Raw genomic sequence first — 22,826 nt, forward strand, 5'->3', positions numbered from 1 at the left:
ATGATGGCGGAAGGGATCCACGCGTTCCCATCTCGAACACGACCGTTAAGCCTTCCAGCGTCGATGGTACTTGAACCGCAGGGTTCTGGGAGAGTAGAACGTTGCCAAGCATTGTTCCCTGATAGCTCAGTTGGTAGAGCACTCGACTGTTAATCGAGTTGTCACAGGTTCGAGTCCTGTTCGGGGAGCCATTGCTTCCATAGCTCAGTCGGTAGAGTGCATCCATGGTAAGGATGAGGTCACCGGTTCGATTCCGGTTGGAAGCTCCAGTAATTTTATTGTAAGGCCCGTTGGTCAAGTGGTTAAGACACCTCCCTTTCACGGAGGTAACAGGGGTTCGAGTCCCCTACGGGTCACCAGATATTTTCAAATCCTATGGAGGCTTAGCTCAGCTGGGAGAGCATCTGCCTTACAAGCAGAGGGTCGGCGGTTCGATCCCGTCAGCCTCCACCATTAACTTTATATGCCGTTGTAGCTCAACTGGTAGAGCAACTGACTTGTAATCAGTAGGTTGGGGGTTCAAGTCCTCTCGACGGCATGTTTTATTGGGGATTAGCCAAGCGGTAAGGCAACGGACTTTGACTCCGTCATGCCAAGGTTCAAATCCTTGATCCCCAGCCATTTTTTCACATGAGTCATTAGCTCAGTTGGTAGAGCACCTGACTTTTAATCAGGGTGTCGTAGGTTCGAATCCTACATGACTCACCATTTGCCTTTTTTACAATATGCGCGTATGGCGGAATTGGCAGACGCACTAGACTTAGGATCTAGCGGGTGACCGTGGGGGTTCAAGTCCCTCTACGCGCATTAAATCCTCAAACATATTCATATGTCTGAGGTACCCTGCGGAAGTGGCTCAGCGGTAGAGCATCGCCTTGCCAAGGCGAGGGTCGCGGGTTCGATCCCCGTCTTCCGCTCCAATTTAATATGCGCCCTTAGCTCAGCTGGATAGAGTATTTGACTACGAATCAAAAGGTCGGGAGTTCGAATCTCTCAGGGCGCGCCATTCTTCATTATAAGTTATAAACGTATCGGGACGTAGCTCAGCTTGGTAGAGCACCTGCTTTGGGAGCAGGGGGTCGCATGTTCAAATCGTGTCGTCCCGATCATTTTTCTAAACTACGCGGGCGTAGTTTAATGGTAGAACTTCAGCCTTCCAAGCTGATCGCGCGGGTTCGATTCCCGCCGCCCGCTTACAGAATGAACCACCTTCGGGTGGTTTTTTCGTTTATTTACTAAGATAGAGCCACCGTCGGGTGGCTAATTCTTTATAATCGCAATTTTAATATTATTTGTGTAAAAAGGTCTCTTTATAGGAGCAATCTAGTCAGGCATGAATTGTTAGAATCTTATCAATACATTAATTACCACGGTAAAACGTACGGTTTTTTTATTTTAATACTATGTGTAGCGGTCAGATTGTGGTAAAATATTCTGAAATGAGTTTTTATAGCGACTAGCTTTTGCAGAGAGAAGCATTAATGCATCATAGTGAATAGATGGGGTGGAGAGTAATGGTAGAGAGTGACATCGTCCAACAAAAACAAAGTACGAATAACTTGCTGCGCAGAGATATTCGGTTTCTTGGGCACATACTAGGTGAAGTTCTTGTACATCAGGGCGGAAATGATCTGCTGGATGTCGTTGAAAGAATTCGTGAAATGAGCAAGTCGTTAAGAGCACACTATGTCATTGAGATCTATGATGAATTTAAGAAAACGATATCTTCATTAGATCCGGAAATTCGCCATCAAGTGATTCGAGCTTTCGCTATATACTTCCAACTAGTTAATATTGCTGAACAAAACCATCGTATTCGCCGTAAGCGGGATTACGAGCGCTCCTCTGGGGAATCTGTACAACCAGGTTCGATTGAGAGCATCGTACAAGAGCTGAAGAATACGCATATTCCTTATTCCGAGGTGCAGGAAATTCTTAAAGCGATCTCTCTAGAGCTCGTTATGACGGCACATCCTACTGAAGCTATGCGTCGTGCAGTGCTTGATATTAATCTACGCATTAGTGAAGATATGATGAAGCTGGACAACCCTAACCTAACTTACCGTGAACGCGAGCAATTGCGCGAGAAGCTGTTGGGTGAAGTGCTTAATTTGTGGCAAACCGATGAGCTGCGTGACCGTAAACCGACGGTAATCGACGAAGTACGTAACGGTCTTTACTATTTTGACGAGACGCTATTCGATGTACTGCCAGAGGTTTATCATGAGCTTGAGCGTTGTTTAAATAAATATTACCCAGAAGATAAATGGCATGTGCCGTCCTTCTTGAAATTTGGTTCTTGGATCGGTGGAGACCGTGACGGAAATCCATCTGTTAAAGCGAATGTGACGTGGGAAACACTTGGTTTGCACCGTCAATTGGCTTTGCAAAAGTATGAGGAAATACTGAGAGAGTCCTTAGCACACATGAGCTTTAGCAAGAACATTGTGAATGTGAGCGATGCACTGATCGCGTCTATCCAAAGTGATCGTGATGCAATGGGGAATGTCCAGGATGTTTGGCGTAATGAGAAAGAGCCATACCGCATCAAAACAACATATATGATCGAGAAGATTCACAACACGGGCAATGCGAATGTGTCTGCAGCACAGAAGTACAATTGTCCGGAAGAGTTTATTCAGGATTTGCAAGTTATGGAAGCTAGTTTGCGTGCGCATTTTGCAGACTATGTTGCTGATAAATATATAAAGAAGCTAATTCGTCAAGTTGAGCTATTCGGCTTCCACTTAGCTGCTCTGGATATCAGACAGCACAGTAAAGAGCATGAGAATGCAATGACGGAAATTTTAGCGAAAATGGGCATAACACCTGATTACAGCAAACTGTCTGAAGATGAGAAGATTTCATTGCTCACGAATGTGCTGAACGATCCACGTCCAATCACGTCTACGTATTTGGACTACACCGATGGTACGAAAGAATGTTTAGATGTATATCGCACTGTTGGTAAAGCTCAGAAAGAATTCGGCCGCAACTGCATTAACAGTTACCTGATCTCGATGACGCAAGGCGCAAGTGATATGCTTGAGGTTGTTGTGTTTGCCAAAGAGGCGGGCCTATACCGCAGAGAGAGCGACGGTACGGTAACAAGTACGGTTCAGTCTGTTCCGCTTTTTGAAACGATTGACGACTTGCATGCAGCACCTGGTATCATGAGCACGTTGTTAGCGATCCCTGCTTACCGAGCAAGCCTTGATCCTGAAACACAACTGCACGAAATTATGTTGGGTTACTCTGACAGTAATAAAGACGGCGGTGTGATTACAGCGAACTGGGAGCTTCGTATGGCGCTTCAAGATATCACAGAGGCTGCGAAGAAATTCGGCGTGAAGTTGAAGTTCTTCCATGGTCGTGGTGGTGCATTAGGTCGTGGTGGTATGCCGTTGAACCGAAGCATTCTAGCACAACCGGTAGAAACGCTTGGTGGCGGCATCAAGATTACGGAGCAAGGTGAAGTATTATCTTCCCGTTATTCTCTACAAGGAATTGCTTACCGTAGTTTAGAGCAAGCGACTTTCGCTTTGATCACAGCATCCAAGCTGTCACGTTCCCCGCAAAGGCACCCGCTAGAAGACAAGTGGGAGAACATTATGCGTGGGATTTCGGAGCAAGCACAAACGAAGTATCAAGATCTTATTTTCAGAGACGAAGACTTCTTAACGTTCTTCAAAGAATCCACACCGCTTCCGGAGATTGGTGAGCTGAATATCGGTTCCCGTCCATCCAAGCGTAAAAATAGCGATAAGTTCGAAGATTTGCGTGCGATTCCATGGGTGTTCTCATGGACACAAACGAGATACCTGCTGCCAGCATGGTATGCGGCGGGAACTGGCTTGCAAAGCTTCGCTCAAGGCAATGAAAGCAACCTAGCGGTTCTCAAAGAGATGTATGAGGATTGGTCTTTCTTCCGCACGATGATTGATAATCTGCAAATGGCGTTAGCGAAAGCAGATCTTCTGATTGCGAAGGAATACGGCAGCTTGGTGAAGGAATCCGCGATCGCAGATCGTATTTTCAATCTAATCAAAGACGAGTATGAGTTGACGTCCTCCATTATTTTGCAAATTACAGGTCAGCAAGAGATTCTGGATAATGTTCCTGTGATTCAAGAATCCATCAAATTGCGTAATCCTTACGTGGATCCGTTAAGTTATATGCAGGTTGAACTGCTTACTGAGCTTCGCGCGCTGAGAGAAAACAATGAAGATGATGCGATTCTGCTTCGTGAAGTCCTACTTACTATCAATGGGATTGCCGCGGGACTTCGAAATACAGGCTGATCTTTACAACATAAGAAAAGCAACAGGATGATAAAGTCGGGGGCTTGCAGCAATGCAGGCAGCTCGACTTTTCCTGTGATTATGGGGATTGCCCAAGTCAGGAGGTGCGCGGCAGCATGGGGCGATGGTTGGCAATTGTTCTTGTTCTTATTGGAGCTTCAAGCTATGGCGTGCTTTCTTCATACATTAAAATGGCCTATGATCAAGGATTTACAGATGGACAAATTACGCCTGCTCAGATGACGATGGGAACGCTATTCGTATGGATATTGATTCTTTTTCACAAAAAATCGTGGGTAAATCCCTTCAAGGGTCCTTGGATTAAGCTTGGGTTGATTGGTATTTTTGGACTGTCGTTAACGACGGTCGTCTATAATATTGCGCTAGAGGAGCTCAATGCTTCCCTCTGCATAATTCTTCTATTCCAATTCACGTGGATGACGATTGCCATGGATTGTATGGTGAAACGGAGATTGCCTAAACGAATGGAAGGGATAGCGATTGCGCTTATTTTGGCAGGAACCCTACTTGCAGTGAATGTGTTTGATACCAGCTGGGGAGAACTCAGCATTCTGGGCATACTATTCGGACTTATATCTGCTGTAACGTATAGTATTTTTCTGTTTTTCACGGGACACGTGGTAAGTACCTTACCTCCGCTCATGAATTCTGCGATTATGCTTACGGCTGCGTTGCCGGTTATGTATGTGCTGTATCCGCCGACGGTTTTTGTTCATGCAAATGGTGGCATGCTGATGCTATGGGGGCTGTTGTTAGGTTTCTTAGGCCAAGCAGTACCAACCATATCTTTTAACATCGGTATACCCAAGGTCGGTAGTACACTCGCTGCTATGCTGGGTTCTGTGGAGCTGCCTGTGGCTATTCTCGCTGCGTTTCTGCTTATTGGAGAGCCGATTAGCGGGTTACAATGGGGAGGCATGACTCTGATTCTTGGAGGAATTATAATTTCTGAAAACAAATCGTAATTTCTGCGTATATATTAGAAGAGGGAAATTAATTTTCAATAAATGGTAGTTGAATTGTCGAGAAGCCGGAGGAAAAACAATTGAACTTTGTTGAAGCACGACTGGCTAAGCTGGCCAGTAATGGGGATCGCAATGCTTTTGCGGAGCTCGTGGAGCTCTATAAAGACAAGATCTTTCATTTGGCTTACCGCATGCTGAATAACAAGCAAGAAGCCGAAGATGCCGTGCAGGAAACGTTCCTGCGCGTGTATACGAATTTGCATCGCTATGATGAGAATCAGAAGTTTTCGACGTGGATTTTTCGAATCGGGACAAACTTATGTATTGATAAGCTGCGACGAAGAAAGCAGACATACTCGCTGGATGCAGAAATGACAGATGGCGAAGGTAATGATTACTACGCAATGCTCCCAAGTGATGAGGACACACCAGAGAAGCAGTTAATTGTATCGGAGACACAGGCACAAATCCACCGTGCGATTGAGACGCTGCCAGAGAAGTATAAATCGGTTGTCATCCTCAGATACTTGCACGATATGTCCCTGCAAGAAATAAGCGATGTACTCGAAATGCCTGTGACGACAATCAAAACCCGTGTTCACAGGGGACGGGAGTACTTAAGAAAAAGGCTGGAGCAGGAGGAACAAGTTGTTAGTACAAATCCTATTCGAATTTGAAACATATTTGAAATCGAAACGTATGGTATATCACAACATGCAAAAGTCTAAGAAAGGGGTGGCTGTATCGTGAATTGTAAGGAAGCCCTCCCGCTCATACATGAATACCTCGACGGTGATTTGCCAAAGACTGAAGCTCTACAATTGAAAGAGCACTTGATAGCCTGTCAGGCTTGTCATAACTCTTTTAAGCAACTAGAGAAAACGGATGCTTTGGTTAGAATGCTGCCCTCCATCAAAGTACCTGATACATTAACTGCACAGATTATGAGCGGGTTACCACCTATGAAAAAGAAGAATACCTGGACCGACTGGATTCGCAGACATCCTGCTGTTTCGGTTGCTGTTGTTTTCGGAACGGTCATGTTCGGAAGCTTCATATCTATGTGGGATGACGATCAGAATCTTATGGTGCAGGGAAGTAACCTTCAGGATGTCGTTATTCAAGGGGATACTGTGATTGTACCGCAAGGGCATACTGTGAATGGTGATCTTGTGGTTAAACGCGGTGAGCTGAAAGTTGAAGGCGATGTAACGGGGAATGTCGTCGTGATCGATGGTTCAGTCAATCTAGCCTCAACGGCACATATATCAGGGGAAGTCAAACAAGTCGATGAAGCATTGAGCTGGGTCTGGTACAAATTAGGTGAATTCGTAGGTAAAATCGCACCTTAATGGAGCGTTCCCTTATAGCAGAGACTATAGGGGGCTTTTTTTTATTTTTATATAGGAAAAATGAACCAATTCTTGCGCGATGAGTCTAGATAAATAGAAGTATACCTAGGTTTATGTTATGATTCTTTTATAGAGAGAACTTTGTTTAGTCGCCTGGGGGAGAATACAATGGATTTGCTCACGAGCATCTCGGCTAAGGATATCGTCGATATACTCATCGTTAGCTATGTGATTTATAAATTGATCCTAGTGGTGCGTGGGACAAGGGCCATTCAATTGATGAAGGGTATCCTCGTGGTTGTCATTACCTGGGTCATTAGTATTGTGTTTCAGCTAAGTACACTTCAATGGATGGTGAATCAAGCGTTTACGTTCGGGGTGCTCGGGGTTATCATTATTTTCCAACCAGAGCTAAGACGAGCCTTGGAGCAATTAGGTCGAGGAAAGCTGTTCGGCAGCCGATCTTCTTCTGAAGAAGACCAAGATGTGAACAAACGGATCAGCGAAGTGATTAGAGCTGCGAATTATTTGGCCAAACGTAAAATTGGGGCGTTAATTGTTTTTGAGAAGGATACTGGACTTACCGACTACGTCGAGTCTGGCATTGCGATAGAGAGCAAGATCAGCGGAGAGCTGTTAATTAATATTTTCATCCCGAATACCCCTCTTCATGATGGCGCAGTCATTATTCGGCAAGGGCAGCTGATGGCGGCGGGTTGTTATTTGCCCCTGTCTGAAAATCCTTTCATTTCGAAGGAGCTGGGAACTCGGCATCGTGCAGCGATCGGTATGAGTGAGGTATCGGATGCGATGTGTGTCATTGTTTCCGAGGAGACAGGTCAAATATCACTAACCATGAATGGACATATTGTGCGGGATATAAAAGAGGAATCGTTGATATCTAAGCTGTTTGAAGAGTTAAAGCCGAAGACAAAGGCCAAGGAAAAGAACCCTTTCTTGAAATGGAGGGGGCGTTCAAATGGATAAATGGTTGCGTAATACGAATGTTGTACGGATTGTAGCACTAGTGGTCGGGATTCTGCTATGGGTAGTGGTCCACATGGAAGAGACGAATGTCTCTGGGAATTCACCGTTGCGTGAGCGTGTGGAAACGATAAATAACGTCTCAATCACAACGAAATATGATGAAACGCATTACTACATATCGTCGATGTCTCCTGCGAATGTACAGGTGATTCTGAAAGGGAAGGAATCTTCCGTTAAGAAAGTGACGGCAAGTAATACCTATCAGATCCAGCTCGATTTGACGCAGGTCGGTAAAGGTGATCATCAGCTTACGCTTACACCTGTAGGGATTCCCTCCGATGTCGATGTGGAGATCGTTCCTAGGACGGTCCACGTCATGATTGAAGAGCTGCAGATGAAAGAGGTGCCTGTAGTCATTAACGTCAAAGGAACACCTGCAGCAGGCCTCAAAGCGGGACAACCTATTGTGAAGCCGGGTAAGGTGTATATTACGGCACAGACGAGTAAACTCGATCAGATTGAAAATGTCCGCGGCGAGGTCTCTGTGGATAAGGCACAATCAGCGGTAACGAAGCAGGTTAGACTGCAGGCTTTTGACAAGGAAGGCAAAGAAGTCACCCTGAACATTAATCCTTCGGTTGTAGATGTTGAGGTGCCGATCACAAGTCCGTTCCAAACGATTCCGTTGCAGCTGAAAGTAAGCGGTGAGCCGCCTGCAGGCTTTGCAATTGCGATGATCACGCAAACGCCCGATAAAGTAACGGTATACGGAGCGCAAGATGTCGTAGATCGTCTGGAGTTTTATCAGGGGCCGCAGCTTAGTCTGCAAGATTTGAAGGAAACGAAAGATTTTTCACTGGACATTCCTCTCAGGAATAAAGTAACACAATTAGATCCTGCCAAGGTGACGGTCCATGTGGAGGTTGTGCCTTCGATTACGAAAGCTGTAGAGAACGTACCGATTACGATTATTGGTCAAAATGAGAATTACGTAACGAAAGTGACGCAGCCAGCGTCGGCTACCTTGAATATTACGGTAGAAGGTGCTCCTGCCATTATTGATCAATTGAAAGTTCAAGATATTCAAGCGATACTAGATGTTAGTAATTTACCACCTGGTCAGCATGAATTGAAAGTAACTTTAAATATGCCTACATTCGTGAAGCTAGGGCTTCCACAAGAAGTGAAGGCGATTGTTGAAATCAGCGAGAAAAATGTGAAAGCAGCAAATCCATAATGGGGAATAGAGAAAGAGGAGAATACAAAAATGGGGAAATATTTTGGTACAGATGGTGTGCGCGGTGTCGCGAATGGCGAACTCACACCAGAATTGGCTTATAAGGTAGGACGCTGCGGCGGGTATGTATTAACAAGACAGGCAAAGCATCCGAAAGTCGTGATCGGGAGAGATACACGTATTTCGGGGCCGATGCTTGAGGCATCCCTTGTAGCAGGATTGTTATCCATTGGTGTTGAAGTGATTCGTATTGGTGTGGTTAGCACGCCAGCGGTTGCTTATTTGACGAAGAAGCTAGGTGCAGACGCGGGCGTTATGATCTCCGCTTCTCATAACCCAGTTGAGGATAACGGGATCAAGTTCTTTGGAGGCGACGGCTTCAAGCTGCTGGACGAGACGGAGCTTGAGATTGAACAGCTGCTGGATGCGGCTGTAGATGAACTGCCTCGCCCCGTAGGCGGCGAGATCGGCACGGTTTCGGATCAGCTGGATGCGAAGCACGATTATCTGGCGTTCTTGAAGGAGACGGTGTCTGCGTCCTTCGCCGGCGTGAAGGTTGTACTTGATTGTGCGAATGGCTCGGCCTATGAGCTGGCTCCTATGATTTTCGGCGATCTTGGAGCGGAAGTAATCACCATCGGCGCAGAGCCGAATGGCTGCAACATCAACGATGATTGCGGCTCCACCCACCCGGAGAAGCTACGCGACGAGGTGGTTAAGCATGGCGCAGCCATCGGGCTTGCTTTTGACGGCGACGCGGATCGTCTGATCGCGATCGATGAGAAGGGTGATGAAGTCGACGGCGACTTCATCTTGAGTATCCTTGGCGATGCGCTGAATCGCAAAGGGAAGCTGAACCACGGCACCATTGTGACGACAGTGATGGCGAACATTGGCTTTTTCAAAGGGATTGAAAAAGCGGGCTTGAAGGCTCTGCAAACGGCTGTAGGCGATCGCTACGTGATGGAAGAAATGCGTAAAGGCGGCTACAATCTAGGCGGGGAGCAGTCTGGTCATGTTATTTTCCTTGACTACATCTCTACAGGTGATGGTATTCTGACAGCTCTGCAATTGGTGAATACACTAGTTGAATCTAAGCGTAAGCTCAGTGAGTTGAAAGGGATTATGCGTAAATTCCCGCAATTGCTCGTTAACATCCGTGTAGCGGATAAAAGTAAGCTGAAGGATAACGCGGTAATTGAAGAAGCGATCCGTAAGGTGGAAGATGAGCTTGGCGATAACGGCCGCGTGTTGGTGCGTCCATCGGGAACTGAGTCATTGATTCGTGTTATGGCGGAAGGCCCAGATAAAGAGCAAGTAGAAGCATATGTTCACGATATTGCGAAGGTTATTCAAGAGCAATTGGTATAATTATAGGCTGCTAGTCCCTCATTTTGCTAGAAAATAGCGAGATGGGGGATCAGGCATGCCAAAAACAAGTTGCATTGCTAGGTAAAAATGCATATGATGAAGTTACTCAAGAAGGAAAGGCAGGACAGAGGTTATTCGCAACAAATAGCGCCAGAACTCATAAGCGGGACGGAAATGTAGCCGAACGGCTGCTACTACGCGGTGAGTTGACGAGGTGAAGGTGTTCGAAACATTCGGCGGGGACCTTCCGGCACGAGGAGTGCCGTTAAGTTGGAGAGCAAAATCGTTCGGGCGACCGGGCAGACAAGTACCCAACATCTATTAACGTTTTTTTGACATGTACACGTAATGAAAGCCCTTATAGATGGTTTATTTAGTTATGTTTGATAGAGAATTTAGATCCTTGACAAACAGCCCTTGCAGAAGAGGCTTATAAAAATATGGAGGTTGTAACTATGTGCGGTATTGTTGGTTATATTGGAAAGCGTAATTCTCAGGAGATTTTATTGGATGGCCTTAAAAAGCTAGAATATCGAGGCTATGATTCTGCTGGGGTAGCGGTGTATACGGCGGATGGGTTGCAAATTAAGAAAGCCAAAGGCCGTATTGCGAACCTTGAGTCGAAGCTTGGTGAAACGCCATTGAACGGAAGCGTTGGCATCGGGCACACACGTTGGGCGACACATGGTAAGCCTTCGGACGTAAATTCACATCCGCACACCGATAATTCTTTGAAATTCTCCGTTGTGCACAACGGCATTATTGAGAATTATATTACGCTGAAAGAAGAGTTGATTGCGAAGGGCCATGTTTTCGTATCGGAGACGGATACAGAGGTTATTTCGCATTTGATCGCGAGTCTGTATGAAGGTGATATTCTAAAAGCTGTTCAAAAAGCAGTGAAACACATGACAGGTGCGTTTGCGCTTGGTGTTTTGACAGAGTTCGAACCTGACCGCCTTGTTGCTGTGCGTCAAGCTAGCCCGTTGATTATCGGGATTGGCGAAGGCGAGAACTTCATTGGTTCGGATATTCCAGCGATTCTAGAATATACACGTAATGTGTTCATTCTAAATGATGGTGAAATGGCGCTATTAACGCGGGATGCTGTCGAATTAATGACTTTAGAGGGGAATTTTATTTCCAGGGAAATGTTCCATGTCGATTGGGACATTGTTACGGCGGAAAAAGCCGGATTCGATCATTTCATGTTGAAAGAAATCTATGACCAACCGAAAGCGTACCGCGATACGATGGGAAGTCGTATTTCGGCTGACGGTAAGAGTGTGACGTTAAATGAGCTTACGATTTCACCAGAGGCGATTCGCAATATCAGCCGTGTGCATATCGTAGCTTGTGGAACAGCGTTCCATGCCGGTATGGTTGGGAAGTATGTCATTGAGAAAATGGCGCGTATTCCGGTAGAAACGGATGTAGCGTCTGAATATCGTTATCGTTCCCCGATTATCACAAAGGATACGCTTGTGATTGTCGTGAGCCAATCCGGTGAAACGGCGGATACGTTGGCAGCACTGCGTGAAGCGAAACGTTGCGGAGCACACGTGTTGGCGATTACGAATGTTGTAGGAAGCTCCGTTGCGCGTGAGGCGAACGATATTATTACAACATGGGCAGGACCGGAAATTGCGGTAGCTTCGACAAAAGCGTACACGTCGCAATTGATCGCGTTCTACCTCTTGGGCTTGCACCTGGCGCAAACGCTGGGCACGCAAACGCCTGAGGAAATCGCAGAAGTAATTACTGCGATGAAGGAATTGCCTGCGCAGGTTAGCGAGATCTTAGAGCAAGCAGAAGCATTGAAGGTTGTTGCTGAAGAGATGGCGAAACATGATAATCTGTTCTTCATCGGCAGAGGCTTAGATTACGCGGTAGCTCTTGAAGGTTCCTTGAAACTGAAAGAGATCTCTTACATTCACTCTGAGGCGTATGCTGCTGGTGAGTTGAAGCACGGTACGCTTGCGCTGATCGAGGATGACATTCCGGTGATCGCGTTAGCGACACAGCATGATCTGCTCGAGAAAACCGTGAGTAACATTAAAGAAGTGAAGGCGCGCGGCGCGAATGTGCTGGGAATTGCCGTGGAAGGTGAAACGGAGCTGCAGAAGTCGGTAGACAGCACGTTCATTATTCCGAAAACGTTGGATGTGTTAACACCTGCGTTGTCTGTAATTCCCTTGCAGTTACTCTCTTATTACGCGTCGTTGGCGCGTGGGAATGACGTTGATAAGCCTAGGAACTTGGCAAAGAGTGTGACGGTGGAGTAGGATTGTTTTAATTCTGATAACTTGCTTGTTCAGCATCATGAAGAGCTCACACCCTGTAATTATGCAACATAATTACAGGGTGTTTTTTTATTTTGGATCTGAGTTCGGATCGAATTGGTGTGTCACAAGGAACTATAAGAACGTGAAGGTAACCTTGTTGCATTTCAATTGGATTTTAGGAATAATTGAGATTGAGAGTCATGGAAATACAAATTTAGGGTATTGGGGGATCTTAAGTAATGTCGGATAACAACACAAGCAATAATTCGGGAAAAACGCACTTCATGTTATGGTCAACGCCTCCTAGAGCAACTTTTCATCAGGATATGACCATAGAAGAGCGGAACGTTATGTACCAACACATCGCCTATTGGACAGATAAGCAGAACCAGGGGATTGCAATTGTATTCGGACCAGTTCTAAAACCGAACGATCCTCACGGACTCGCCATCATTGAGGTTGAGAGTGCAGACCAAGTCCTGCAACTCATCGCTGAAGATCCTGCCGTTATCGCGGGATTGATGACGATGGAATCTTATCCAATAATGGCAACCTTACCAAAATAACATTCTTGGTTCAGAGTGGTTGGATCAAAAGGAATTCTTTAAATACAGGATAATCAAATCGGATATAAAGTCGTGATCTTCAAATTAGTCCCGGTGAGCTATTACAGTCTTCGGGACTATTTTTTTAATGAAGAAGGCTTCAAAAATAAAAAGCACCACTTGGGTGCTTTAATCTGAGCTGATATTTCGGCTTGGGGCTGCGCTAGGATTTTACTTGAGAAGTATCGAAATAAGTTCTACACGATTTATTTAGGCAGTTTCTTTGCGCGTCAGATCCATGTTATATGATCTTTTTCAACATGAGTGACCCCAGCACGATAACTCGGATAAATACCCCTCTTGATGTAAGCCCAGTCTAAGTGTTTATAACGACATTTGTATGTTTACACCGGATTTTTATACGCCCTCATCGCGAAGAAATAGGCTACTAACAAAATCCCGACGCACCAAGCAAGAGCGACCCATATATCATTGCCCACGGGCTGATCTGCCAGTAGCGCACGGATGGCGTTCACGATCGAGGTCACCGGCTGGTTTTCGGCAAAGGCGCGGACGACCGACGGCATCGACTCAGTCGGCACAAACGCCGAACTAATAAACGGCAGGAAGATAAGTGGATAGGAAAACGCGCTTGCACCTTCAATCGTTTTTGCGGACAGTCCGGAAATCGCCGCGACCCAAGTTAAGGCCAGTGTAAACAACGCGAGTATGCCTACTACGGCAAGCCATGGGAGTATTCCCGCGGACGAACGAAAACCCATAATTAACGCTACGAGAATGATGACGATCAGCGATATGGCGTTGGATACCAGAGAGGTCAGCACATGCCCCCAAAGTAAGGCGGAACGTGAAATCGGCATGGTGTGAAACCGCTCGAATATGCCCTGCTGCTTATCCATAAACAGGCGGTAAGCCGTATAAGCTATTCCGCTTGCGATGGCCATAAGCAGTATGCCTGGCAACAGGTAATTCACATAGTTATCCGTTCCGGTTTGAATGGCACCGCCTAACACATAGACGAACAGCAGCATCATCGCAATTGGAGTGATGCAGACCGTGATGATGGTGTCCATACTGCGGAAAATATGGCGCATAGAGCGTCCAAGCATAACGCTAGTATCGGTGAAAAAATGATTCTTTGCCGTCTCCATTTATTTTGCCTCCCTTTTGCCGACGATTGAGAGGAAAATCTCTTCTAATGTCGGTTGTTTTTCGATATACTCCACCTTTGCGGATGGAAACAGCTTTTTTAGATCCGAGAGCGTGCCGCTAGCGATAATCCTACCCTCATGCAAAATGGCAATTTGGTCGGCAAGCTGTTCAGCCTCCTCCAAATACTGCGTGGTTAGGAGTACCGTCGTGCCGCCGTCGGAAAGCTCCTTAACAATCTTCCAAACCTCGATGCGCGCCTCGGGGTCAAGACCAGTCGTCGGCTCATCGAGGAAAATGATCTGCGGATTACCCACAAGGCTCAAGGCGATGTCGAGCCTGCGGCGCATACCACCCGAATACGTAGACGCCCTGCGGTCGGCGGCGTCTGTCAAGCCGAAGCGTTTTAGCAAGTCGTCCGCAACCTGACGCGGATTTTTGAGGTAATGCAGTTTGGCAATCATGATCAGATTTTCCCGTCCGGTTAAAATCTCATCCACGGCGGCAAATTGCCCAGTGAGACTGATCGCCTGGCGCACATTCTCGGGTTTTGAAGCAACATCGAATCCGTTTACGGTGGCGGTACCGCTGTCTTGTTTGAGCAGGGTGGTGAGGATTTTAACAACCGTTGTCTTACCAGCTCCATTAGAGCCAAGTAAGGCGAAAATACTACCTTTTTCAACCTCAAAATCTACACCTTTTAGGACTTGAAGCTGTTTGTAGGACTTTTGCAACCCTGTTACTTTAATTGAGTTTTGCATAAACTTCCCCTCCTTATCGAACAGTAACTTTAGATAAATCGGCGCCCATGCCCTTAAGCGAAGCATAGGTCAGTTTATCCATGACTGCGCCGTCAAAGCAAATGGTTTTGAATGCACGGTAATACTTATTGGTCAATGAAAAGAAAGCCTGAAAAGATACATTCTTGAGTATAGCGCCCCTAAATGAAACTTCACTTACTGCCGATTTGTCAAACTTAACGCCGATAAAGGTTTGACCGTCAAAACACACCCCGCTCAGATCGGAATATTCGAAGTCCACGCCGTCAAAGATACAACCTTCAAAGCTTGTTTTTCTAAGGTCGATCTTGCTTAGCGTGACGTCGGTCAGTTTTGCACCTGTGAATTTGGCACCTTCCATCCCCGAAACACTGAAGTTGGTGCGTACAAGGATCGACTCATTGAAGCTTACATTCGTAAGGTCACTTGCAGTTAGGGTACAGTCCGTCAGATTTGCGCCGTCAAAATTGGCTTCACGTAAATCACTGGTCTTAAAAGAACTTCCGGTCAAGTCAGCACCCGCAAAGTCGGCACCACGTAACGCACTAGCATTAAATTGACCTTTATGGGCCTTAACGCCTGCAAAGTCGCCCATTGCCAAGTTGCTTGCGCTAAAGTTTGTCACAACTTGCCGTTCCAGCGAGCGGGAGAGGTTGGCAACCTCCAGGATCGTTTGTTCAATGTCGCCGATGCTCTCAATGGTCATCTTAAACGCTGTTTCATCGTCTTTGCCCTCGGCTTTGAGCTCACGATATCGCTCTTGCAAATCGGAGTGCAGGTCGGTCTTTAACTCGGTAACGCTTTTTACCCCATCGTATGGCGTAAACACGCCGTTCAAATAGTTCGTCAATTTCGGATTCATCATAATAATCTCTCCCTTATAATAAATTTTCTAGTACGCGCTTTGAATACTCCCAATTGCTTTTGTTGCGTGCGTAAGCACCTTTGCCTTTTTCGGTAATCCTAAAATACTTTCGACGTCCGCCCTGAGATTCATCGCCCCAGTACCACTCGATATCGCCGTCTGTCTCAAGCCGCCTGACGCTGGAGTACATCGTGGCTTCCTTTAACTCATATTCGCCGCCCGAGCGCTCGGCGATCAGTTTAACAATTTCGTACCCGTAGCGGTCAGCTTCGGATAAGAGCCGTAAAATCATCGTATCGGTATGTCCGCGCAGCAGGTCGGATGTAATTTTGTTCTCGCTCATTTCATCACCTCCGTGTTTTCATAATACGACATACTACTGTGACTGTCAAGGTAGTATTTCAAATAAAATACTTTGTTTGAAAAATCGTGATATATGGATAACAATCTAACGGATTCATTCTCCTTTCTTGTGCTTTATCAGCCAGAATAAAGAACATAAAGAACCGATGCCCACTCCGACTTATACATCGGTGTGGGCATCGGTATGAATGTAGTCGTTTGCGCAATATTACCCTCAACTTCAGAGCTCTTCTCTTTTGTTCAAGTAACGCACTATTTACATAAAAAGGAAGGTGAGGGTTTGAAGCGAATATTATATCTTAGTTCAATCAAAACGCCTTAAAGATTTATATGGAAAGGATGTTTACAGTGCCACTTACACAGAAGAAAGTATTGGATTCAAATAATGGGTTGGAATTGCAGGATTTAAGAAACGAAGAGATACATATGGTTTGTTTTAAAGGAGCGACTTTTAATGCTATAGATATGAGAAACACTTCATTTGCTCAAACGAATTTTGTGAATTCGAAGTGGGAACATATCTACTTCTCGAATGTAACCATGAATATGATTCAAATGGGAGGAACTATTTTTGAGAATATTGTTCGTCCTAAAGTGGAAAAAAGTCATTTAGTTGAAGAGCCTGGAACGGGCAGTTGGGTAAATGTCGAACCAGTAATCTTTAAAAACAGTGATTTAAGTACGGCCATTTTTGACTCATGCAATCTTACGAACGTGGAACTCAAGAATTGTAATATTGATGGGTTAAGTATTAATGGCATATTGATTAAAGATTTATTAGACCAATACAGGAAAGATTAACATATAAGAATGTGTTCCGATAACATTGGGGGAGGTGGAATGAACTTGGCAACAGAAGTCGTTATTGAAGAATATAAAGACGAGTGGCTGCTTGAGTTTGAGAAAGAAAAGATGAAGATACGGCAAGCTTTAAAAGGCAAAGCGATACATATCGAGCATATTGGAAGTACTTCAATAGTCGGTTTACCTTCTAAACCAATATTGGACATCGCTATTGGGGTGAACCACCTTGATGAAGCAGACGCTTTTATTGAACCTTTGAACAGGCTTGGCTATGAATATGTTCCCAAAGTGGATTATCCGAATCGCAAGTTTTTTCGCAAAGGTGAGCGGAGAAAGGGAACCCATCACGTTCACGTGTATGAACTATGTAGTGAAGAATGGAACAATAATCTTTTATTCCGGAATTACCTCAGAACTCATCCAGAGAAAGTAGTAGCGTATGCTCAACTTAAGAAGCATCTGGCTTCCTTATATGCTGAAGATAGATCGACATATACCCAGTTGAAAGCACCGTTCATTCAATCAGTTATTGAATTGGCGAAAAAACGTTGAGATAAAAGGATCGGTGATTAATTGAAAAGAATCATTATTAATGCATTTGTAGGAGCAGTTGCCTTTGGATTGGTTTGGTACCGATTTTAAGCTCAAGTGTGTCATCATACTCTATCATTCTCCATTAGTATATGAATAAGTCTTTATGATGCTCGGAGAATTAATCCAATTATGACGTGAGCCCTGAAATGATGTATTTCCATGTATTTCATCATTCTGGGCCCTTGGTATTTCTGTGTAAACAATGATTCTTTACTGAACATTCTTAAACGTGTATGATAGCAGGGAAAGGAGGTTATCCAATATGGCAAGGCCCAAAGAGTTTGATCAAGAAGCTGCGTTAGATAAAGCCTTGGATCTGTTCTGGGAAAAGGGATACGATAGAACATCTATTCAAGATTTGGTGGAGCACACAGGCGTTCATCGCGGGAGCTTGTATGATACGTTCGGGGATAAGCATAAGTTATTTTTAACCTGCTTGGACCGTTTCCGAATGGTAGCGAAGGAACGCGTGTTTTACATCCTGGAAGAGGAGGGGGAGCCCAAGGAGGTTTTGCAGCGCTTCTTCACGAAGTTGATCGATCTGTCACTAGGCGATGAGAAGCAGCGTCGCGGATGCTTTGTGGCAAACACGGCAATGAGCCTAGGCGTAAGTGACCCCGTTATATCGCTGCGTGTGGAAGCTTATATGCTTGACGTGGAAACGTGGTTCTATCATTTCTTGATTCGAGCCCAACAAAGAGGTGCGCTTAAGAGTAAATTTGGAATTCGTGAGCTTGCTCGGTTTCTCGTCAATACAAGACACGGTTTGCAGGTTTTGGCCAAAACAACAACAGATCGCAAAGTGTTGGAAGATGCTGCTGCGGTGGCTATGTCCATCTTAATGTAATAGATGCCATAGTCGCCGGTGTTGTGTTGTTTATTCAAGAATTAATATTCTTGAATAAAGCGCGGTTTTCAGCGGTCGTCGGCGAGTATCTAGAAGTAATCCCAAGTTGTATGCGGAATGGCAGAAATAGTTATTGACTAGACGTTCTTAAATAAAGTATGCTGTATTGCGTAGGGAAAATGAAGAACAATGGGTTCAAACAAACGATAAATATCCATTAATTCTATGGAATTGATGATTGCAATTACGGCATTTTTTTACCTTTTTAAAGAATGGTCATTCTTGAATAAATCATCTTATAAACAGGAGGCATTACTATGAACATTACAAATCAAATCGCGTTAGTCACTGGAGCAAACAGAGGACTTGGCCGTCAAATAGTACTTGAACTTATCGCTAGAGGGGCTAAAGTGTATGCGGGTGCTCGAAACCCAGAAACTGTAGATATCCCTGGTGCAATTCCGCTCCAATTAGATATTACGGATCCGAAATCGGTAGCCGCGGCTGCGGAAGCAGCAAAAGACGTGACTTTGTTGATTAATAACGCAGGATCATCAACCGGTGCTTCGCTGCTAGAAGGTGATTTGGATAACATACATCTTGAATTCGATACGCATGTATTCGGTACTCTCGCCATGGTTCGTGCGTTTGCACCGATTATGGAGCGTAATGGTGGAGGGACCATTCTGAACATACTATCTGCCCTATCCTGGTTCAGCATCGGAAGCGCCGGAGCTTATACCGCGGCTAAATCGGCAGAGTGGGGATTGACGAACGTACTGAGACTGAATTTAGCTCCTCGCAACATAAGAGTTGCCAGTCTGCACATCGGGTTCATGGATACGGATATGACTGCGAATATTCAAGCGTTGAAAGCTAATCCTACGGATGTCGCCAAAATCGCTATTGCTGGTATTGAAGCCGACAGCTATGAGATCGTAGCCGACGATACGAGTCGTAAAGTGCAGAAAGACCTTGCAGGTGGGGTTGAGAGTTTGTATCCACAATTATTCCAAGCAAAGGAGTAAACTGATACCGCGGCATTTTGATAGAAATATTCTTCTGAAGGAGGAAACGTGTTAATGAAAACTTTATCAACGAAAGCGGCGTTCTGGGCTGTTGCTTGGATCTTGACCATTAGTTTGTGGGTCAGTACAGCCCCTTCGATTGTTTTCCCCATATATGCTTCACAGTGGCATCTCTCTAAGGCGGTAACGACAGGTATATTTGCAACGTATCCGATCATACTTATTCTGGTCCTCGTTCTCTTAGGGAACATTTCTGATTACATTGGCCGTCGGAACACGCTATTGATTGGACTTATTTTTCTACTGATAAGCGCATTAGCATTCGCTACAGCACCGAACGTGTTTTGGCTGTTTGCTGGTCGTATTCTGCAAGGTATTGGAGTTGGACTCACAGCAGGGTCTGGTGCCGCAGCACTTGTAGAATTTAATCCAACATCCAATAAGAAATATCCCGGATCAATCAACACAATCACACAGGCATTCGGTCTATTCCTTGCAACGATTATAGGTGCAGTTCTTATTAAATATGCACCATCGCCGCTGCATTTCAGTTATTGGGTTTTGACCGCCATTGTGTTCATCAGCATGATCCTATGTCTCTTCATTCCTCAAAATAAAACGCCGGAATCAGTCCGGAAAACAGGCTGGAAGCCGCAAGGTATTCAAATCCCGCCAGGACAATGGGGACTATATGCATTAGCTGCATTAGCAGTAGGAGCAGGTTTCGCAAATGGTGCCGTATTTTTATCGCTAGGAGCTCAAATTGCACGTGATGTCGTTGGAACGAATGACATTCTTGTTATTGGAACGGTTCTCTCGATAGCGTATCTGCTGGGTGCCGTTAGCGCAACAATTGCAGGGCGCTTGGGCCCTAGGACGTCGATTCGGGCTGGGATGATCTTCGTCATTTTAACAGTGATTATGCTGGTTACCGCTTCGGAATTGCACTCATTTGTTCTGTTTGTCATCTCGTCGATCCTCGGCGGACTTGGCTATGGCTTTTCTGCAGCTGGGGGAATCGGGATTGTCGTTATCAACTCGCCTGCTCAATACCGCGTACAGTTTATCTCTGCTGTGCTGGTCGTCGCTTATTTGTTCCAAGGTCTCAGCGCTTACGGTGGCGGGGTGGTTTCAACGGTCTACGGCTTCAGCAATGCGATATGGATTCTGTCTATCATTGTGGCATTCCTTGCACTCCTTACCTTATTCCTTTCGATGAAAAACCGTATGACTATGGTGGCAGCACCTGTTACGCCTAAGCCGGTGGGATGACCCGTAATTAAATAGAGATGAAGTAAAGGAGAATAGATAGGATGATTGGCAGGATCATTTGCGGAGGTTAACTGTTTTTTGAACTACTAAGATCAAACTTATGAATTGGTAATATCCCCTTGAATAAACACTCAGAAAAACCTTATGAAACGTGAGGAATGAGTGAAATTGAAGGGGATATTTTGTGTAACGTGAAGAGGGTAACGAATGGCGAGTTAAGGAAGAATTTAAGTTAGACGCAAATCAGGGGATGAGACTATTGCTGTCGTTCGTACTTCTAGCGTCTAATGCCTTGTTTGGAGATGTCATGTAACAAGCTTTTACTGGTTTTCTCAAATCGTATGGGGAACAACTCCACTTTCTCCGAAGCTAGCTTCTTCAATTCGGGAAAGACAGAGGAGGAAGCATAAATTTTGTCCGAGTGCTGCAAGACGCTTGCCAATTCTTCTCGTTCATCCCAGCCTAATATCCCATAATGTATATGATGAATACCCGCGTCACGAACCTGGTTCGCCATCCATTCTCCGCCCGTCTTGCCAAGACAAGCAAAGGTGACGTTCGTATTCGACTCTAACCTGGAAATTTGGAGGAGACAGGAAGTATCGACGGTTGTGCCAATAACAACTATTTTTTTGTCGTAACAGGCGAAGCGGGCCTTGACCTCATCCTCATGAATCAAGGTGGTGATGATGAAATGAGCCTGGCGTAGTACTTCGTCAGCTTCATCCCCGTGTGGGTCAGGATCCTCTAGAAAGAGCAACGTCACGGTACTATCTGTCGCTTGTTCAATCGCCTCTTGGAGGAAATGATGATCATGCCCTTTACATTCGACTAACACAATGTGTAATTTCCCTTGGGATCGAGGCGTGTTCAACAGAACATAAGCGAGACTGGCCGTGAAAAGTTGCTGTAAATCGTGGCCTGCGGAAATAGCTTCACGAATGGTCTTCTCCAACAGCTTCTGCATAGAAAGCCGTTCCTTTCGGAGCCGCTCTGTTTGGATTCCGTCTACAACCTGTGTACCTCGCCCTCTTTGCATGGTGACAAGCCCTTCATAACGAAGTTGAGTAAACGCATTATTAATTGTATTTAGATTAAGCCCTAATTCATCGGCCAATTGGCTTGTAGATGGAAGCATATCGCCAGGTTCGATTTGGCCAATGCCAATCAGCCATTTCAATTGTTCCTTGATCTGTGTATTCACATTAAAGGCTAGATCGGGAGCTACGCGAAGTGGCAGCTTTTTTTCGTTCATGAATGATCACCTTTCTATAGCTTGACACCCTATATTATATCGCATCACTCGATAAAATAAAAACAAGGTTCCCTAGCATTCGACATGGAAATAAAGGTATAAAAGACTAAATATCTAGTTAAATATGCATTTATATGTTATGCTACGGATAGTTTTCTGTTACCAAAGTAAGAAGCTTTATTATGACGAAAGTCACCCTCGCCTCTCCTCTTATTTGCGAACGTGTCTCGTTAGAGCTTGAATAGTCAGAACAGAAAAGGATGAAGACATCATGGGTGTTTGCAATTGTCCGGTATGCCAAGTAGGGGTTGTTGAGAATGTTGGTTATATTGAATTACAGGAAGGACCGATAGAATTCAAGTTTAGTCAATTTCCACCAACTGAAAAAGCGGTTATAACCATTGGGATTTGTAGTCGAGGATCATGTCAATACGTAGGTATGTGGGCAACTCCTGAATCGCGATCTCTTGCCAAAAGTTCCGCGAGTGACCTGATTGTATCGATGGCGAAACATTCAACACAGTAAAAGTGTACACATTTATAGAATGGAAAATAGTACCAGTAAAATATGCTGGTTCTGTTTGGGTGCGCCTTCGTCGTGTTAACGGAAATGTAAGTGAAATGCTATTTTTGAAGTTTACAAAAAAAATATAATATAGATTTTTCATCCATAAATAGAATTTTATAGGCAAATATACCCATTAATTTACATGAGTTTGTTTGAAGGGATAGACATGCGATGAGCACAGCATACATCTTGAATTAATGGCTCAACCTCGGCTGGA

General features: G+C 45.0%; 19 protein-coding genes, 12 tRNA genes and 1 rRNA gene. 27 read left to right on the forward strand and 5 right to left on the reverse strand.

Annotation, left to right across the window (positions count from 1 at the left end; translation table 11 throughout):
• From rrf to AC58QG_RS34045, 22 genes are all read left to right on the forward strand, one after another.
• Nucleotides 1–110, forward strand: a 5S ribosomal RNA gene (gene rrf / locus AC58QG_RS33940); the annotation flags it as partial.
• A 5-nt stretch (nucleotides 111–115) separates the two neighbouring features.
• Nucleotides 116–191, forward strand: a tRNA-Asn gene (locus AC58QG_RS33945).
• Between the two features lie 2 nt (nucleotides 192–193).
• Nucleotides 194–269: transfer RNA gene (locus AC58QG_RS33950), tRNA-Thr, on the forward strand.
• 15 nt (nucleotides 270–284) lie between these two features.
• Nucleotides 285–359, forward strand: a tRNA-Glu gene (locus AC58QG_RS33955).
• An 18-nt stretch (nucleotides 360–377) separates the two neighbouring features.
• Nucleotides 378–453, forward strand: a tRNA-Val gene (locus AC58QG_RS33960).
• A 12-nt stretch (nucleotides 454–465) separates the two neighbouring features.
• A tRNA-Thr gene (locus AC58QG_RS33965) sits at nucleotides 466–538 on the forward strand.
• 8 nt (nucleotides 539–546) lie between these two features.
• A tRNA-Gln gene (locus AC58QG_RS33970) sits at nucleotides 547–621 on the forward strand.
• An 11-nt stretch (nucleotides 622–632) separates the two neighbouring features.
• Nucleotides 633–708, forward strand: a tRNA-Lys gene (locus AC58QG_RS33975).
• A 19-nt stretch (nucleotides 709–727) separates the two neighbouring features.
• Nucleotides 728–807: transfer RNA gene (locus tag AC58QG_RS33980), tRNA-Leu, on the forward strand.
• Nucleotides 808–845: 38 nt separating this feature from the next.
• Nucleotides 846–920 (forward strand) — tRNA-Gly (locus tag AC58QG_RS33985).
• A 9-nt stretch (nucleotides 921–929) separates the two neighbouring features.
• Nucleotides 930–1,006: transfer RNA gene (locus tag AC58QG_RS33990), tRNA-Arg, on the forward strand.
• 26 nt (nucleotides 1,007–1,032) lie between these two features.
• Nucleotides 1,033–1,106, forward strand: a tRNA-Pro gene (locus tag AC58QG_RS33995).
• 17 nt (nucleotides 1,107–1,123) lie between these two features.
• Nucleotides 1,124–1,194: transfer RNA gene (locus AC58QG_RS34000), tRNA-Gly, on the forward strand.
• Between the two features lie 320 nt (nucleotides 1,195–1,514).
• Entirely contained in the window at nucleotides 1,515–4,301 is a 2,787-nt protein-coding gene (gene ppc / locus AC58QG_RS34005) for a phosphoenolpyruvate carboxylase (protein WP_497366436.1), read from the forward strand.
• Nucleotides 4,302–4,417: 116 nt separating this feature from the next.
• On the forward strand, nucleotides 4,418–5,287 hold the full coding sequence (locus tag AC58QG_RS34010) for a DMT family transporter (RefSeq protein ID WP_497366437.1): 870 nt from the start codon (nucleotides 4,418–4,420) through the stop codon (nucleotides 5,285–5,287).
• 80 nt (nucleotides 5,288–5,367) lie between these two features.
• The gene (sigW, locus tag AC58QG_RS34015; protein ID WP_497366438.1) at nucleotides 5,368–5,964 is read left to right on the forward strand and encodes an RNA polymerase sigma factor SigW; all 597 of its coding nucleotides are present in this window, start codon (nucleotides 5,368–5,370) and stop codon (nucleotides 5,962–5,964) included.
• 69 nt (nucleotides 5,965–6,033) lie between these two features.
• Nucleotides 6,034–6,639: a zf-HC2 domain-containing protein gene (locus tag AC58QG_RS34020; RefSeq protein ID WP_497366439.1), complete on the forward strand. Its 606-nt coding sequence runs from the start codon at nucleotides 6,034–6,036 to the stop codon at nucleotides 6,637–6,639.
• A gap of 168 nt (nucleotides 6,640–6,807) precedes the next feature.
• Complete coding sequence (gene cdaA / locus AC58QG_RS34025; protein ID WP_497366440.1) at nucleotides 6,808–7,626, forward strand: diadenylate cyclase CdaA; 819 nt, start codon at nucleotides 6,808–6,810, stop codon at nucleotides 7,624–7,626.
• On the forward strand, nucleotides 7,619–8,863 hold the full coding sequence (locus AC58QG_RS34030; protein WP_497366441.1) for a CdaR family protein: 1,245 nt from the start codon (nucleotides 7,619–7,621) through the stop codon (nucleotides 8,861–8,863). Before cdaA ends, AC58QG_RS34030 begins: the two co-directional genes overlap by 8 nt.
• Before the next feature lie 30 nt (nucleotides 8,864–8,893).
• On the forward strand, nucleotides 8,894–10,234 hold the full coding sequence (glmM, locus tag AC58QG_RS34035) for a phosphoglucosamine mutase (RefSeq protein ID WP_497366442.1): 1,341 nt from the start codon (nucleotides 8,894–8,896) through the stop codon (nucleotides 10,232–10,234).
• Nucleotides 10,235–10,689: 455 nt separating this feature from the next.
• Nucleotides 10,690–12,519 carry a glutamine--fructose-6-phosphate transaminase (isomerizing) gene (gene glmS, locus AC58QG_RS34040; RefSeq protein WP_497366507.1) on the forward strand — a complete coding sequence of 610 codons (1,830 nt, stop codon included), beginning with the start codon at nucleotides 10,690–10,692 and terminating at the stop codon, nucleotides 12,517–12,519.
• Between the two features lie 239 nt (nucleotides 12,520–12,758).
• Nucleotides 12,759–13,085, forward strand: coding sequence for a YciI family protein (locus AC58QG_RS34045; protein WP_497366443.1), 327 nt, complete (start codon nucleotides 12,759–12,761; stop codon nucleotides 13,083–13,085).
• Between the two features lie 383 nt (nucleotides 13,086–13,468).
• Here AC58QG_RS34045 and AC58QG_RS34050 read toward each other — a convergent pair whose 3' ends face one another.
• From AC58QG_RS34050 to AC58QG_RS34065, 4 genes are read right to left on the reverse strand one after another with little or no spacing between them, the layout of a single operon-like run.
• Nucleotides 13,469–14,236: an ABC transporter permease gene (locus AC58QG_RS34050; protein WP_497366444.1), complete on the reverse strand. Its 768-nt coding sequence runs from the start codon at nucleotides 14,234–14,236 to the stop codon at nucleotides 13,469–13,471.
• On the reverse strand, nucleotides 14,237–14,995 hold the full coding sequence (locus AC58QG_RS34055; RefSeq protein WP_497366445.1) for an ABC transporter ATP-binding protein: 759 nt from the start codon (nucleotides 14,993–14,995) through the stop codon (nucleotides 14,237–14,239).
• A 13-nt stretch (nucleotides 14,996–15,008) separates the two neighbouring features.
• Nucleotides 15,009–15,875 carry a pentapeptide repeat-containing protein gene (locus AC58QG_RS34060; protein ID WP_497366508.1) on the reverse strand — a complete coding sequence of 289 codons (867 nt, stop codon included), beginning with the start codon at nucleotides 15,873–15,875 and terminating at the stop codon, nucleotides 15,009–15,011.
• A gap of 16 nt (nucleotides 15,876–15,891) precedes the next feature.
• Nucleotides 15,892–16,221 (reverse strand): PadR family transcriptional regulator, encoded by a 330-nt coding sequence (locus AC58QG_RS34065; protein WP_057307752.1) that lies wholly within the window; start codon nucleotides 16,219–16,221, stop codon nucleotides 15,892–15,894.
• 392 nt (nucleotides 16,222–16,613) lie between these two features.
• Here AC58QG_RS34065 and AC58QG_RS34070 point away from each other — a divergent pair, with 392 nt between their 5' ends.
• The 5 genes from AC58QG_RS34070 to AC58QG_RS34090 all read left to right on the forward strand — a co-directional run bounded on the left by AC58QG_RS34070 (nucleotide 16,614) and on the right by AC58QG_RS34090 (nucleotide 20,786).
• Nucleotides 16,614–17,042, forward strand: coding sequence for a pentapeptide repeat-containing protein (locus tag AC58QG_RS34070; protein WP_497366446.1), 429 nt, complete (start codon nucleotides 16,614–16,616; stop codon nucleotides 17,040–17,042).
• Nucleotides 17,043–17,081: 39 nt separating this feature from the next.
• The gene (locus AC58QG_RS34075) at nucleotides 17,082–17,597 is read left to right on the forward strand and encodes a GrpB family protein (protein WP_497366447.1); all 516 of its coding nucleotides are present in this window, start codon (nucleotides 17,082–17,084) and stop codon (nucleotides 17,595–17,597) included.
• A gap of 304 nt (nucleotides 17,598–17,901) precedes the next feature.
• Nucleotides 17,902–18,486 (forward strand): TetR/AcrR family transcriptional regulator, encoded by a 585-nt coding sequence (locus AC58QG_RS34080; RefSeq protein ID WP_497366448.1) that lies wholly within the window; start codon nucleotides 17,902–17,904, stop codon nucleotides 18,484–18,486.
• Between the two features lie 317 nt (nucleotides 18,487–18,803).
• The gene (locus tag AC58QG_RS34085; RefSeq protein WP_497366449.1) at nucleotides 18,804–19,514 is read left to right on the forward strand and encodes an SDR family oxidoreductase; all 711 of its coding nucleotides are present in this window, start codon (nucleotides 18,804–18,806) and stop codon (nucleotides 19,512–19,514) included.
• A gap of 54 nt (nucleotides 19,515–19,568) precedes the next feature.
• Nucleotides 19,569–20,786, forward strand: a complete 1,218-nt coding sequence (locus AC58QG_RS34090; protein ID WP_497366450.1) for an MFS transporter — start codon at nucleotides 19,569–19,571, stop codon at nucleotides 20,784–20,786.
• 277 nt (nucleotides 20,787–21,063) lie between these two features.
• On the opposite strand, the gene AC58QG_RS34095 is transcribed toward AC58QG_RS34090, so the two are convergent.
• Nucleotides 21,064–22,041: a GntR family transcriptional regulator gene (locus tag AC58QG_RS34095; protein ID WP_497366451.1), complete on the reverse strand. Its 978-nt coding sequence runs from the start codon at nucleotides 22,039–22,041 to the stop codon at nucleotides 21,064–21,066.
• Nucleotides 22,042–22,826 lie beyond the last annotated feature (785 nt).

It is taken from the genome of Paenibacillus sp. J22P169 (assembly GCF_059691995.1).

What these genes read in the sequence shown, in the direction of transcription:
- AC58QG_RS34085 (WP_497366449.1), top strand. Translation starts at nt 18,804, where the DNA reads ATGAACATTACAAATCAAATCGCGTTAGTCACTGGAGCAAACAGAGGA.
- AC58QG_RS34050 (WP_497366444.1), bottom strand. Translation starts at nt 14,236, where the DNA reads ATGGAGACGGCAAAGAATCATTTTTTCACCGATACTAGCGTTATGCTT.
- AC58QG_RS34075 (WP_497366447.1), top strand. Translation starts at nt 17,082, where the DNA reads ATGAACTTGGCAACAGAAGTCGTTATTGAAGAATATAAAGACGAGTGG.
- AC58QG_RS34065 (WP_057307752.1), bottom strand. Translation starts at nt 16,221, where the DNA reads ATGAGCGAGAACAAAATTACATCCGACCTGCTGCGCGGACATACCGAT.
- AC58QG_RS34060 (WP_497366508.1), bottom strand. Translation starts at nt 15,875, where the DNA reads ATGAATCCGAAATTGACGAACTATTTGAACGGCGTGTTTACGCCATAC.
- cdaA (WP_497366440.1), top strand. Translation starts at nt 6,808, where the DNA reads ATGGATTTGCTCACGAGCATCTCGGCTAAGGATATCGTCGATATACTC.
- AC58QG_RS34080 (WP_497366448.1), top strand. Translation starts at nt 17,902, where the DNA reads ATGGCAAGGCCCAAAGAGTTTGATCAAGAAGCTGCGTTAGATAAAGCC.
- glmM (WP_497366442.1), top strand. Translation starts at nt 8,894, where the DNA reads ATGGGGAAATATTTTGGTACAGATGGTGTGCGCGGTGTCGCGAATGGC.
- AC58QG_RS34045 (WP_497366443.1), top strand. Translation starts at nt 12,759, where the DNA reads ATGTCGGATAACAACACAAGCAATAATTCGGGAAAAACGCACTTCATG.
- glmS (WP_497366507.1), top strand. Translation starts at nt 10,690, where the DNA reads ATGTGCGGTATTGTTGGTTATATTGGAAAGCGTAATTCTCAGGAGATT.
- AC58QG_RS34010 (WP_497366437.1), top strand. Translation starts at nt 4,418, where the DNA reads ATGGGGCGATGGTTGGCAATTGTTCTTGTTCTTATTGGAGCTTCAAGC.
- AC58QG_RS34030 (WP_497366441.1), top strand. Translation starts at nt 7,619, where the DNA reads ATGGATAAATGGTTGCGTAATACGAATGTTGTACGGATTGTAGCACTA.
- AC58QG_RS34055 (WP_497366445.1), bottom strand. Translation starts at nt 14,995, where the DNA reads ATGCAAAACTCAATTAAAGTAACAGGGTTGCAAAAGTCCTACAAACAG.
- AC58QG_RS34095 (WP_497366451.1), bottom strand. Translation starts at nt 22,041, where the DNA reads ATGAACGAAAAAAAGCTGCCACTTCGCGTAGCTCCCGATCTAGCCTTT.
- AC58QG_RS34090 (WP_497366450.1), top strand. Translation starts at nt 19,569, where the DNA reads ATGAAAACTTTATCAACGAAAGCGGCGTTCTGGGCTGTTGCTTGGATC.
- ppc (WP_497366436.1), top strand. Translation starts at nt 1,515, where the DNA reads ATGGTAGAGAGTGACATCGTCCAACAAAAACAAAGTACGAATAACTTG.